Below are 13,949 nucleotides of genomic sequence, written 5' to 3'. Positions count from 1 at the left end.
GGGTTATTACTTGTTATCCTCCAATTGATACCTTTACTCCTTGCTCCTGGAACAGGGTAAAGTAGCTCTGTAGCTCCTCATTCTTCAGCGATTTATGCTCAAAAAGCGAATTGCTGATGCCCAACCGCTCGTACTTCGACTGGGCGATGGTGTGATAGGGAAGCAGATCAACCCTTACCACGTTCCTCAGCTGGGCAACAAACGACAGAATGCTGCTCATCTCCTCGTCGTTGTAGTTAAAGGTTGGTATTACAGGGATGCGAATCTGTACAGGGACGCCTCGCTCCGACAGCTTCCTAAGGTTATCAAGTATGATGTCGTTCGAAACGCCCGTGAATTGGCGATGCCTCTCCTCGTCGATGCACTTAAGGTCGTAGAGGAAGAGGCTGGTAAAGGGGATGATGCTCTCGATGTTCGTCCAAGGCGTAAGCCCCGAGGTGTCCACCGCCGTATGAATCCCTCTCTGGTGAAGCTTTTCGAGCACCTGCTGTAGAAACTCATGCTGGAGCATCGGCTCACCACCCGAAAAGGTCACGCCACCGCCCGACTCCTCCATAAAAATGCAATCCTTTAGCAGCTCCTTTGTCAGCTCATCGGCCGTTATTTCGTAGCCAATGCTGTAGGGCATGGCGTAATCTACCCCATCAACCTTTACCGTTTTGGTAGATTGCTCTATTTCCTTGCATAAGCCTTCGGGGTTATGGCACCACTGGCAGCGTAGAGGGCATCCCTTTAGGAATACAGCTGTGCGTATCCCAGGGCCGTCGTTTACCGCAAAGCGCTTGATGTCAAATACAACTCCTTTCTCCATAGTATAAATGGGAGTTTGCTATTCGTAAGTACGTTTTTGAAAAAATGTTGGGATGGGAGCACAAGTACGTGCATCCTCGGTGTGGAAGGATGGCGATCAGCAGATCCAGCAGTCGTAAAGGCCTTTGCCCTGCTGGTGGTATTGGTTATTTACGTGGAGCGTAAGCATGGGCGCAATATAGCTTTTTTATCGATATCTCCCTATGGATACAAGAATTAGCAGGAGCGTCGCAACTCCTCGTATCCGTACTGCGTACAGGCCAGCATGCCGTTGGCCGCTTTTTTTGATGGCCATCGGGCTGGCCGATTGCGTCGGAAAGCTGGCCTGCCGGTTCGCCTGTATGGCCATAGCCGAACAGCTGCTGCCTTTGCTTGTGCAGCATGGTGCCGATGGGGCTGCACTCCTCCAACTGCTTGCTGCTATCCCTGCCCGATAGCTTAGTCCTTATCCGTGCCCTCCTTTTATCAACCGCCGATAGGTGTTTTACGGATTCGAGCATCGGATGACCTTCAACGACACGCTTTACCAGGGTAGCCTGCTGTGCCTTTTCTGAGCTTTTGCTGTCGCGCTGCCTCTTTTGTTGCTGAATAACCTCCATTCGAAAGCCGTTTCGGGCTGTAATGCTGGCAGAATACTGCCTGTAACCCGTAGAACGGCAACGGATGGTTGCAGAACTGCGCATAAATGTGGCAGAACCATACCTAAAATATGCAGAACTCTACTAAATATTATCAGAACCGCATGGAGAAGTTGCAGAACTCGCTCAAAAACTGGCAGAACTACGCATGGAATCTTGCATTTTAAACCATGGTTTCATGCTTTAAGTACCTTTTTACGAGATGCTAACGGTTAGCAATAAAAAAACTTACCTCTTTTGGTGTTTTTGTAAGGGCAAAAAGAATCAAATGTATAATCGCTACTTATTGCTGCTACTCTAAGGCATACAAGCTGCCGCTATATGGCTTGCCTGTACAAAAGAAATATCGGCGAAACCTCCAAACATTTATGCCATCATCCACTAGCAAATGTTTTAGAAGCTTCGCCGATATTCTATTACTTATTTCCTAAGCTACGCCAGCTCAGCGTTAGGGAACAACCACAAAGTTCGAATGTATTGACTCCACATTCTCGCTGTTTACCGCCGTTACGTAGTAGATCTTCCCCGACTCCACCTTTGCGGTTAGCTCGGTTCCAATTTGCCTTGTCTTTGCGAGGTACGAGTTGGGCTTATCCCCATTTTTTTCGAGGGCGTATACCGCATACTTGTCGGCTCCCGAAGCGGCCTTCCAGCTAATAGCCGAACCTGCCAGGGTTACCACTGGGGCTTTTGCTACTGGGGCAACACGGGTACCCATAACCGGAGGGAGTGCCTTGCTCTCGTACTTAGCCTTCAGGAAGGCCGATAGTTCCGCATTCTTAACGCTCTGCATTCGGTAAAAGAAGCAGCCAAAGATGTTCGAGCTCTTCTGTACCTCATCCAGCTGCCGTCCAATTTCATCTACGCTGCCATACGCAGGGTAGCTTGGATCTTTGTACTTGTATGCCCCAACGCCAAGTATAATTGGGATGCCCTTTGCGTTGCTATTCCAGAAGGCGGCTTGTTTCCCAAAGTCGGCCGTTTTATGGCCAAACTCCCAGTACACCTGTGGCGCAAGGTAGTCTAGCCACTTATTTTCGAGCCACACAAATGGGTCGGCATACAAGTCGACGCTGTTCTCACGGCGTCCCGATGGCGATATCCCAAACAGCACCTCTGGTTTGGTGCTTTTTATGGCAGCGTAAACCTCCTTTACCATGGTATTTACGTTTTGTTCGCGCCAGGCGGTAATCGATAGCCCATTGCCATACTTTGCAAAAGCATCTCTATCGTCAAATACGAAGGGATCAGAAGCCTTTGCACCTGATGGATAAAAGTAGTCGTCAAACTGAATGGCGTCCACCTTGTAGCGAGTGATAATATCCTTCACCACGGCAACTAAGTGCGCTCTTACCTCTGGAATGCCGGGGTTAAAGTAACGCACCTTATTGAAGGTAACAACCCAACTTGGATTTTTTACCGCTACGTGGTTTGCTGCTAAGGTTAATGATGTTGATCCAATTCGGTAAGGATTAAGCCATGCGTGGAATTGTAAACCCATCTTATGAGCCTCATCCACAGCATATGCTAGTGGATCGTATCCTGGGTCAGTTCCCTGCGTTCCTGTTAGCATATTCGACCAAGGCTCTAGAGTGGAGGCGTACATTGCGTCAGCCATTGGGCGTACCTGAAAAATAACGGCGTTAAAGTTTAGCGACTGACTAGTAGTTAGCAGATTCTGTAGTTCCTTTTTTTGTGCATCAGCATTACTCGTAGTGCTTGGCCAGTCTAGGCTATAAGCGGTGGCAATCCAAGCTGCTCGAATTTCTCTTTTCGGAACAATAATCTCATTCTTGGTGACATCAAAGCCGCCATCTGTCTCGGACGATGAAGAATCTTCTTTACTACACGAGGCTGCTACGAAGCCAAGTAGAAGGGCATAGATGCCCCATTTTAGGTTAACCTTAATCATTTCTTTAGGTGTTTTAAAGGTGTCTTTGCGAATTATTGGCTAATATGCGTTAATTCGACACTCAAAACTAATAAACAAGACTAATTAAATGCATGCGTACGCAATCAATAGTTAACAAAACAATGTTCAACTCAGGCATTTCTTTCTATTATCTTTTATAAAAGGTATGGTTTCCAATTCGGTAGTAGAAGTGCAAGTTGTTGCAGCACCTTCCGGAGTTGTGCTAGTTATTATCTTCCCTTTCTACAAAGATGACTTTCAGAATTTATGGCACGTAGTCCACTAATCAACGAATTCAACTTTAGCACAGCGTATATCGTACATCGACTTCTATCAAACCTGAATGAAAACGAGCAACATTTTTATGTGGAAATGCATATTTTCACTCCGTCTTTTGAATCACCTATAATCAAGAATCTAAAACAAGAAAAGTCATGTTAATCCGAAAAAGGCACCTGCTAGTCTTCATGTTATCAGCTGCATCTTGTACCAATCTGGAGGCGCAAGAAATTGATCCGTATAATACAGACTCTGGTAAGCCTAAAGATATCTATGGTTACCAACTGGTATGGAATGACGAGTTCTCTGTCGATGGAAAACCATCACCCGAAAGTTGGAAGTGCGAAGAGGGTTTTGTACGTAATAAGGAGCTTCAGTGGTATCAACTCGATAATGCAAAATGTTCCGGAGGAGTGCTTACGATTGAGGGGCGTCGCGAAAAGGTAAGTAATCCTAACTACAACCCTACAAGTTCAGACTGGAAAAAGAACCGACAATTTGCCGAATATACTTCAGCAAGCATTAAGTCGGTTGGTCTACGCGAATTTCTGTACGGTCGCTTCGAAATCCGCGCCAAAATCGACGTTGCCAAGGGTGCATGGCCAGCCATCTGGACGTTGGGTAACTCAATGGAGTGGCCTTCCTGTGGCGAAGTCGACTTGCTGGAGTACTATATAGCCAACGGAGTACCTTCTATTCTGGCTAACGTGGCTTCTGGAACGAACACCCGATGGAATGCGAAGTGGAATAGCAAAATTACCCCGCTATCGCACTTTATCGAAAAAGATCCCAATTGGGCGAGTAAGTTCCATGTGTGGCGCATGGATTGGACGCCCGATTCAATTAACTTATACCTCGACGATGAGTTGCTTAACACCACTCTTCTGACGAATACGCTAAATGCTGATGGAAGCCAGCCTTTTCATCAACCTCAGTACATCCTGCTTAACCTTGCATTGGGCGAAAATGGTGGAGATCCTTCGCAATCGAAGTTCCCGATCACCTTTCAGGTCGACTATGTGAGGGTTTATCAGAAAAAGTAGGCTAAAGAGAGTTCTCTTAGGGAACTGAATCGGTAGTCTCTTAAGAACGAAGTCACGTGAGGTATTTATCAAATAGGAAAAGCAAGGATACATCATGTATCCTTGCTTTTCTTTATAGTTTACTATCTCGTTGTAGAGTATTTTACAGCCTTACTTTTACGGTTTTGGTAGGCTTGCTCTCGTTGTATAGGCGGTCAAGCGCAGTTACGCTAAAGTTGTAGCGTCTTCTGCCTTTCTCTCTCTTTATGAGGATAGAGGTATCCCTTGTTATCGTGTAAATGTTTGCTGGGTTGTTGTAGTCCATTTTATCTTTAAATCGGTATACAACAAAGTACCTAGCCTTATCAAGTTCCGAGGTTGTGGTGTCGTTTACCGACCAGTTAAGTTTAGCCCCTTCCTTACGATTTTTTACTGAGAAATGTGTTGGAGCATTTGGTGGAAGGCTATCGATAAAATTCATCTGAGGTATGAGAGCGGGATATTGGTAGAATTGGGCTTTCAGCTGCTCATTAACGTTAAGGTTATCGTCAAGGAACGACTTTGCACTGAAAAAGATGCTGCCTCCGATTCCTGGAATCGTCCGGTTAAGCGTCATCTGTCGGCTAATCTCCTTTCCATCGGCCCACTCCTTAGTTTTAGAATTAGAATCAACTCTGTAATATCCCTGTCCTATATATAGCGGAGTGCCGTTGCTGTTTTTGCTCCACCATTCAGCAAGCGTTTTGTAGTCAGCAACTTTTAATCCGATGTGCCAGTAGAGTTGGGGTACAACGTAGTCTATCCATTTATTCTGCATCCATAGCAAAATGTCGGCGTAGAGTTCGTCGTAGTTCGATCCTCCGTTAGTTTCTGATCCTCGAGGGTCGTTAGCCTTATTTCTCCAGATTCCAAATGGTGAGATCCCAAATTTGACGTATGGCTTAGCAGTTCGAATGCTATCGTGGAGCATTCGAATAATGAGGTTAACGTTATCGCGGCGCCACATTTCTTTTTGATCGGAGGTAAAACTGCGAGGATAGGTGGCAAACGAAGCACTGTCGGGAAAGTCCACACCTTTAATTTTGTAGGGGTAGAAGTAATCGTCGAAGTGAACACCGTCGATATCGTATCGTTTTACTACATCCATGATAACCTTAAGCACGTGCTCACGGGTTTGGGGTAATCCTGGATCGAAGTAGCGCTGGTTGCCATAGGTAACTAGCCATTCGGGGTGCTGCTTAATTATATGTGCTGGATCGATTTCTTTATAGGAGGTATCTTTAACGGTTCTGTAGGGATTAAACCATGCGTGAAACTCCATGCAGCGCTTGTGACACTCCTCTATCATAAACTTAAGAGGGTCGTAGAATGGATTTGGAGATACACCTTGCTTACCTGTGAGATACATTGACCATGGCTCAAGTTTGGAGTCGTAAAGAGCATCGGCACAAGGACGAATTTGAACGATGACGGCGTTTATGCCAACATTCTTAAGTCGATCGATCAACTTAATGAATTCTTGACGCTGCTGATCAGGGGGGAGATTCTTTGCTGATGGCCAGTCAATGTTCTCCACGGAAGCAATCCAGGCGGCTCGCATCTCATGTTTTGGACTTAAAGTTCTTGCTCCAGCGGTCGCTATTATGGCTAGTAGCAGAGCCGTCAGGATAGGACGTAAAAATGCTTTCTTCATGTGTTTAAAGGTTTCAATTTTAATCAAACTTGGTGCTATTTTTGATTGATGGTCTCTGTAGGATACAATAAAAGGGGACATCAAATAAGACGTCCCCCTTTTTATTACTTGTTGATAGCCTAGTCTAGTGTTTTCTTCACCTCAATTAGTTCGTAGCCTTCAATGAAGTCGCCAGTTTGAATGTCGCTATAGTTCTTAATGCTCAAACCACACTCGAAGCCGCTCTTAACCTCCTTAACGTCATCCTTAAAGCGCTTAAGCGAATCCAACTCTCCCGAGTGAACCACAATACCGTCGCGGATAATGCGGATCTTGGAGTTGCGAACAACTGTGCCCTCGCGAACAATACATCCGGCAATCGTCCCCACCTTGGTAATCTTGAATACTTCCATAACCTCAACAGAGCAGGTTGTCTCTTCCTTGATTTCAGGAGAAAGCATACCCTCGATCGCATCCTTAACCTCGTTGATAGCATCGTAGATGATCGAGTAGTGACGGATTTCAATACCCTCGTTCTCTGCAATACGGCGAGCGTTGGTTGATGGACGAACCTGGAATCCAACAACGATTGCATTTGATGCAGCAGCCAACAAAACATCAGATTCAGAGATTTGACCTACTGCCTTGTGGATTACGTTAACCTGTACCTCTTCGTTCGAAAGCTTGATGAGCGAGTCGGTAAGTGCTTCGATAGAACCATCCACGTCACCCTTAACGATGATGTTAAGTTCTTTGAAGTTTCCAACGGCAATACGGCGACCGATTTCGTCGAGTGTAATATGCTTGGTTGCACGTAGACCCTGCATACGCTGCAACTGCTCACGCTTGTTGGCGATATCCTTTGCCTCGCGCTCTTCAAGTACATTGAAGGTTTCACCTGCGGTTGGAGCTCCGTTCAAACCGAGCATCAGTACAGGAACAGATGGTCCTGCCTTGGTTATCTTCTTACCGCGCTCGTTGAACATTGCTTTTACGCGACCGTAGTATGGTCCCGAAAGAACAACGTCTCCAACTTTAAGCGTTCCTGCATGAACCAGCATAGTAGTAACGTAACCGCGACCCTTATCAAGAGTCGATTCGATAACGGAACCTACTGCATTCTTGTTTGGATTTGCTTTTAACTCTAGCATTTCGGCCTCTAGTAAAACTTTATCTAAAAGTTCCTGAATGCCTTCGCCCTTTTTGGCTGATATTTCTTGAACCTGATACTTACCGCCCCAATCCTCTACGAGGTAGTTCATGGCGGCAAGCTGTTCGCGAATTCTTTCTGGATTGGCTCCTGGTTTATCCACCTTGTTGATGGCGAATACCATTGGAACACCTGCGGCAACTGCGTGGTTGATGGCCTCCTTGGTTTGAGGCATCACGCTATCGTCTGCAGCAATAATGATGATGGCAATATCGGTAACCTTAGCTCCACGAGCACGCATCGCAGTAAATGCTTCGTGACCTGGGGTGTCGAGGAACGTAATTCTACGCTCGTCGTCGATCTTTACAGAGTAGGCTCCAATGTGCTGGGTGATACCACCTGCCTCACCGGCAATTACATTTGCTTTACGTATGTAGTCCAACAGCGATGTTTTACCGTGGTCTACGTGACCCATTACGGTAACAATTGGAGAGCGGGGGAGTAGATCCTCTGGCTTATCCTCCTCTTCCTGGATAGATTCTTGAATTTCAGCAGCAACGAACTCAACCTTATAGCCAAACTCTTCAGCTACCAAAACAAGGGCCTCTGCATCCAAACGCTGGTTGATAGATACCATCAAACCTAGGTTCATGCATGCTCCAATTACATCGGTAACCGGAACATCCATCATGTTAGCCAACTCGTTTACGGTAACAAACTCGGTTACTTTGATGATGCTACGTTCTGCCTCAGCAAGTTCTTGCTCAGCCATCATACGCTGACGAACATCGTCGCGCTTATCTCTACGATATTTCGAACTCTTGCTCTTCGCACCTTTTGCAGTAAGACGAGCTAGAGTATCCTTAATTTGCTTTTGTACATCTTCGTCGCTAACCTCTTTATGTATAGGTTTCTTAGCGGCAAACTTTGATCCACCTTTTTGTGGACCTGCTGGATTACGGTTAACCTGTAGACGGTTACCACCTCCTTGACCTTGCTGTGCTCCTGGCTGACCTTGGCGAGGTCCTTTTTGTGGACGGCTAGCGTCAGTTTGCTTTGGACCCTTTTCAAGTGGTTTTGCACGAGGTGGAAACTGAGGCTGACGAACGCCGTCTTGAGCCTTAGACTCTCCTTCTACGTTAACTTTTTGATCGGGCTTAATGCGCTTGCGCTTCTTCTTGTTCTTATCTCCTGCATTTGGGGTATTTGCCGAAGTAGCAACTGGCTTCTTCTTAGGCGCAAAAGCCGACAAGTCAATTTTGCCAACAACGGTTGGTCCCGAGAGCTTTTCTACGTCAGCCCTAAAAAGTTCTTCGCTGGTTTCGGTAGTTGTTTCAACCACCTCTTCTTTTACAACTACTTCTTTCACTAAATCTTTTTTCGTTTCTTCAACGCCCTTTTTAGGTTCTTCGGCGATTTCCGGCTCTTTCTCAGGTGCAGGAGTTGGCTTGGGGCGGTTTGGTTGTTTACCTTCGGTATCGTCAGGTGTTGCTGGCTTTTCTTGCACAGGCTTAACCTCTTCGACTATTTTATTCTCGACTGGTGCAGAAGGTTTATTTTCTGCAACTACTTTATCTTCTACAGCAACTACAGGAGTAGCAGGTTCTATTTCTGCCGCTTTTTCAATTTTGACTTCTTGTGTTTTTTCGATAGGCGAAGGTTCGGTTTTCTCCGCTTTAACCTCAGCAGCAGGTTGCGGTTTTACTTCCTCTTCGATAGGTGATTCGTTGGCAGCAGGACGGGCAACGCGCTTAGGCTCGAGATCTATTTTGCCTATGATGTTCGGTCCCTTAATCTTTGGAGTCTCAATTTTTTCCACCTCTGGCTCATGGTGCTTATGCCTTTCGGTGTTGGTGTTGTCCTTTAGGATGATGCTCCGTTCGCTATCGTCCTCGCTTTCATCTTCGTCGTCAGGGGTTGAGCCTTTAAGCACGTCGTCTATAGACACAGTAGCCTTTTTTTCTCGGATGCCCTTAAGGTCAACCTTGCTGGCTTCTGCTTTTAGCTTAAACTCCTTGCCGAATTCCTTCTCCAGCAATAGGTATGCTTCGGTGGTTATTTTGGAGTTAGGGTTCGAGTCGACCTCTATTCCCTTCTTATGAAGAAAATCTACAATGGTCTGAACCCCTACGTTTAACTCCTTAGCTGCTTTAAGGAGCCGTGTTGATTTATCCTGCGTCATACTTATCCTATCGATTTTTTAGTGAAGGCAAATTTAATACAATGTGCTACGCATCAAACTCCGAACGAAGAATGTTTACCACTTCGACTACAGTTTCTTCTTCTAAGTCGGTTCTGCGTACCAACTCGCTTACCGAAATTTCGAGTACGCTCTTAGCTGTATCGCAGCCAATATTCTTGAGCTGATCGATGATCCAGCCTTCGATTTCATCGCCGAATTCGTCTAGTGATACGTCTTCGTCGTTCTCTGAGTTTTCTCTGTAAACGTCGATTTCGTAACCGGTTAGCTGACCTGCCAACTTGATGTTGAGTCCACCCTTACCAATGGCAAGCGATACTTCGGTTGGTTTTAGGTACACATCTGCTTTGCTATTTTCCTCATCGAACTTAATGCTGCTAATCTTAGCGGGGCTAAGGGCACGAGAGATGTACAGCTGCGTGTTATGCGTAAAGTTGATAACGTCGATATTTTCGTTGCGAAGTTCACGAACGATTCCGTGAATGCGTGATCCTTTCATACCAACGCAAGCTCCAACTGGGTCGATGCGCTCGTCGTAGCTCTCTACGGCTACTTTTGCGCGCTCGCCAGGTACGCGTACAATCTTCTTTATGGTGATTAGCCCGTCGAAAATTTCGGGTACTTCCTGTTCGAAAAGGCGCTCTAGGAATACGGGTGATGTTCTTGAAAGGATGATAAGTGGGTTGCTGTTGCGCATTTCAACGCGAACAACTACTGCCTTTAGCGTATCGCCTTTGCGGTAGAAGTCAGATGGAATTTGTTCGGTGCGGGGCAGGATGAGCTCGTTGTTTTCATCGTCGATAACAAGGATCTCTTTCTTCCAAACTTGGTACACCTCTCCGTTGATCACTTGGCCTACCTTGTCTTTATACTTGTTGAAGATGCTCGCTTTTTCGAGATCCATGATTCGGCCTGCTAGATTTTGGCGGAGTGCAAGGATTGCGCGGCGTCCGAACTTCTCGAACCTGACCTCTTCAGATACTTCTTCGCCAACTTCGTAGTCCTCGTCAATCTTTTTGGCTTCGCTAAGCGGAATCTCTTTAGTCGGATCTTCCAACTCGCCATCGGCAACCACGATACGGTTGTGGTATATCTCAAGGTTCCCCTTGTCGATATTCACGATGATGTCGAAGTTTTCGTCGCTTCCGTAAAGTTTTACGAGAAGGCCACGAAATACGTCCTCAAGAACGCTCATCATGGTTGGACGGTCTATATTCTTGAGTTCTTTAAACTCTGCGAATGTTTCTATAAGGTTAAGATTTTCCATCTGCAACAAGCTTATATCTCTTTCTTACTTGAATGATATTGTTTCTTTAGTCGATTTCGCATCGGCAAAGGCAATGCGCTGCTTTACCTCTACGACCTGCTTTTTCTTGGTTCCCTCGATTTGCTCCTTTCTGGAGAAGGTAACCTCGAAATCCTCGGGAGTTACCTCGCTTAGGGTTCCGGCAACTTTGGTTCCGTCGAGCAGCTGCACCTCTACCAAACGGCCTACGGCTTTGGTGTACTGGTGGTGAACTTTGAAAGGTTGACCGACTCCAGGTGATGCAACCATTAACTCGAAATCTTCTTTTTCGCGGTCGAGCGAGCCCTCTACGGCGCGGCTAACTGCAATGCATTGGTCGATGCCTACTCCGTTATCGCCATCAATGGCAATGTCGATTTTGTTTGCGGTATCGATTTTCAAATCTACAAGGAACAGCTCCAGTTCGGCTAGTTTTTCCTCTACGATTTTTTTTACAAATGCCTGATCTACCATATATTTTTGATAACAAAAGGGGGGACATCGTGTCCCCCTCGGTATCGGATTTTCTCCTTTACGAGCGCAAATATAGTATATTTTCGGACGAAATTGAAAATATTGCTGAAAATTAAGCAAGTATAGTTGATTGGTTAGCTCTTCTCTGCTGCATAAATGCATTTTAGGCGTGTAAAATATTAGCGAAAAATAACAATACCTCTCCGTTTTCGTGCAATATTGGGGGTGTGCGACAGCTATTATCCGTTGTTGAGCGGCCAGAATGAAGGCTTCAAAATCGCCCTATCCCTAACTTTTCGAAGAACAAGGGCGGTGCGTGATGGCAGGTACAACTTGAGCCATTCCTTGCTGTTGCTCCTATGGAGGGGGGGCGGCTGAGTGAGGTGCTCTATGCTGTCGTCGTTGCTGCCAAAGCCACCAAACTCTTTGGCGTCGGTGTTGAGGATTACCGTGTACTTCCCGGTTGGGGCTAGGATGCCGTAGTCCGTGAATGACTGGTTGGGGTTAAAGTTGAAGACGAAGACGAGGTCGTTCCGCCCGAAGGCAAGTACTTGGTCGTCGTCTTTATCCCAGAGCTTGGCAAGGGCGGTGCGGTGAAAATCCTTCATCCCCTTTAGGAGGCTAACCATTGCCCTGTCGAACTTGGCTAGGTACTGGTACTTTAAACTTGGGTCGGTGGCTAGGCTCCACTGTCGTCGGGCGTACTTGTACGACCAGCCATTTCCTTCGCGGGGGAAGTCGATCCATTCGGGATGCCCAAATTCGTTGCCCATAAAGTTGAGGTATCCTCCGTTTATGGTTGCTGCCGTAATCAGGCGAATCATCTTGTGGAGGGCAATGCCCCGATTGACGGTCAAGTCGGCATCCTCAATCCGCATATGCCAGTACATCTTGGCATCGGTAAGCCTAAATATGATGGTCTTATCGCCTACAAGCGCTTGGTCGTGGCTCTCTGCGTAGCTGATTGTCTTTTCCTCCTTCCGGCGGTTGGTTAGCTGCCCGTAGATGTCGCTGGGCCTCCATTCCTCATCCGTATGATCTTTGGTGAGCTTTATCCAGTAGTCGGGGATGCCCATGGCCATGCGGTAGTCGAAGCCAAGGCCGCCATCTTCCTGCTTGGTGGCTACGCCGGGCATGCCGCTCATCTCTTCGGCTATGGTTATGGCATTGGGGTTGAACTGGTGTACCAGCTTGTTGGCAAGGGCAAGGTAGGCGATGGCGTCTTCGTCCTGGTTGCCGTTGTAGTAGTCGTTGTAGCTGGTAAAGGCTTGGTTGAGGCCGTGGGTGAGGTAGATCATGGAGGTTACGCCGTCGAAGCGGAATCCGTCGAACTTGAACTCTTGGAGCCAGTACTTGCAGTTGGAGAGGAGGTAGTGCTGCACTTGGGGCTTTGCGTAGTCGAAGCAGAGCGAATCCCAGGCGGGATGCTCTCGCCTCGATCCCTCGTGAAAGTACTGGAACGGGGTGCCGTCGAAGGATCCAAGCCCTTCCACCTCGTTTTTTACGGCGTGCGAGTGGACGAGGTCCATGATAACGGCAATGCCCAGCTCGTGGGCGGCATCTACGAGCTGCTTCAGCTCTTCGGGGGTGCCGAAGCGCGACGAGGGGGCAAAGAAGCTCGAGACGTGGTAGCCGAACGATCCGTAGTAGGGGTGCTCCTGAATGGCCATCAGCTGGATGGCGTTGTAGCCCAGCGCGGCAATGCGCGGAAGAACGTTCTCCCTAAACTCGTTGAAGATGCCAACTCGCTCCTGTTCGGTGGCCATCCCAATGTGGCACTCGTAGATGAGGAGCGGAGAGGTGTGGGGCTTAAAGTGCTTAACGCGAAATTCGTATTCGTACTGTGGATCCCAAACCTGCGCGGAGAATATCTTGGTGGAATCGTTTTGAACGACGCGGGTTGCCCACGCGGGGATGCGCTCGAACTTGCCGCTGCTGCTGTGGATGGACAGCTTGTAGTGCTGACCGTGCTGCAGCTGGCTGGGCTCTAGCCAAAGTTCCCAGACGCCATTTTCGAGGGGGTAGAGGCGGAACGTTTCCTGCTCCTGCCATCCGCTAAAGTCGCCGATCAGGTAGATGCGCGATGCTGCAGGAGCCCACTCCCGGAAAACCCAGCCGTCGGAGGTGCGGTTCAGGCCAAAGTACATGTGGCCGTTGGCGAATTCGCCAAGCGAAAGCTGGCCTTGCGTGAGCTCCATCTCCCGTTTTAGGATGTTGGCGTGCCGGCGGTTGATGGTGTCGGCGTAGGGCTGGAGCAGCCTGTCGTGCCGGATGATGCCTAGTTCGTTGTTCATGCTTCGGATGGCGTTTGGTAATCGTTGCTGCCCGCTGGGGCGATGGTAAATGTAGGGAATTATCAGGAGGGCTTCCACTGCTTTTGCAGTTTCCTGCCGCCAGATGGAGCGGAGATGTCGGGAGGATGTTTTGGGTTCCGATTGGTGCTTCCGTAGGTGTACGGAAGGTGTTTCTGGTTCCGGTTGGTGCTTCCGTAGGTGTACGGAAGGTTT

9 protein-coding genes are annotated in these 13,949 nt (G+C 47.6%); 1 reads left to right on the top strand and 8 read right to left on the bottom strand.

Annotated elements, in window-relative coordinates:
* Positions 1-13: 13 nt before the first annotated feature.
* From ACHZA1_RS06220 to ACHZA1_RS06210, 3 genes are all read right to left on the bottom strand, one after another.
* The gene (locus ACHZA1_RS06220) at positions 14-811 is read right to left on the bottom strand and encodes a glycyl-radical enzyme activating protein (protein ID WP_320054365.1); all 798 of its coding nucleotides are present in this window, start codon (positions 809-811) and stop codon (positions 14-16) included.
* A 145-nt stretch (positions 812-956) separates the two neighbouring features.
* On the bottom strand, positions 957-1,409 hold the full coding sequence (locus tag ACHZA1_RS06215; RefSeq protein ID WP_321427000.1) for a hypothetical protein: 453 nt from the start codon (positions 1,407-1,409) through the stop codon (positions 957-959).
* Between the two features lie 487 nt (positions 1,410-1,896).
* Complete coding sequence (locus ACHZA1_RS06210) at positions 1,897-3,360, bottom strand: family 10 glycosylhydrolase (RefSeq protein WP_320054364.1); 1,464 nt, start codon at positions 3,358-3,360, stop codon at positions 1,897-1,899.
* Positions 3,361-3,794: 434 nt separating this feature from the next.
* On the opposite strand from ACHZA1_RS06210, the gene ACHZA1_RS06205 reads away from it, so the two are divergent.
* Complete coding sequence (locus ACHZA1_RS06205; protein ID WP_320054363.1) at positions 3,795-4,682, top strand: glycoside hydrolase family 16 protein; 888 nt, start codon at positions 3,795-3,797, stop codon at positions 4,680-4,682.
* Between the two features lie 142 nt (positions 4,683-4,824).
* Here ACHZA1_RS06205 and ACHZA1_RS06200 read toward each other — a convergent pair whose 3' ends face one another.
* The 5 genes from ACHZA1_RS06200 to ACHZA1_RS06180 form a co-directional block, all read right to left on the bottom strand.
* Positions 4,825-6,354, bottom strand: a complete 1,530-nt coding sequence (locus ACHZA1_RS06200) for a family 10 glycosylhydrolase (protein WP_320054362.1) — start codon at positions 6,352-6,354, stop codon at positions 4,825-4,827.
* Positions 6,355-6,473: 119 nt separating this feature from the next.
* Positions 6,474-9,665: a translation initiation factor IF-2 gene (gene infB, locus ACHZA1_RS06195; protein WP_320054361.1), complete on the bottom strand. Its 3,192-nt coding sequence runs from the start codon at positions 9,663-9,665 to the stop codon at positions 6,474-6,476.
* 46 nt (positions 9,666-9,711) lie between these two features.
* On the bottom strand, positions 9,712-10,950 hold the full coding sequence (gene nusA, locus ACHZA1_RS06190) for a transcription termination factor NusA (protein ID WP_320054360.1): 1,239 nt from the start codon (positions 10,948-10,950) through the stop codon (positions 9,712-9,714).
* A 24-nt stretch (positions 10,951-10,974) separates the two neighbouring features.
* Complete coding sequence (gene rimP, locus ACHZA1_RS06185) at positions 10,975-11,442, bottom strand: ribosome assembly cofactor RimP (RefSeq protein ID WP_320054359.1); 468 nt, start codon at positions 11,440-11,442, stop codon at positions 10,975-10,977.
* Positions 11,443-11,681: 239 nt separating this feature from the next.
* Complete coding sequence (locus ACHZA1_RS06180) at positions 11,682-13,736, bottom strand: alpha amylase C-terminal domain-containing protein (protein ID WP_320054358.1); 2,055 nt, start codon at positions 13,734-13,736, stop codon at positions 11,682-11,684.
* Between the last annotated feature and the right edge of the window lie 213 nt (positions 13,737-13,949).

This window comes from uncultured Acetobacteroides sp., assembly GCF_963667355.2.
In the GTDB taxonomy this organism is placed as follows: Bacteria; Bacteroidota; Bacteroidia; order Bacteroidales; family ZOR0009; genus Acetobacteroides.
Note: the sequence above shows the minus strand (reverse complement) of the source record. Positions and strands in the feature narration are given on the sequence as shown.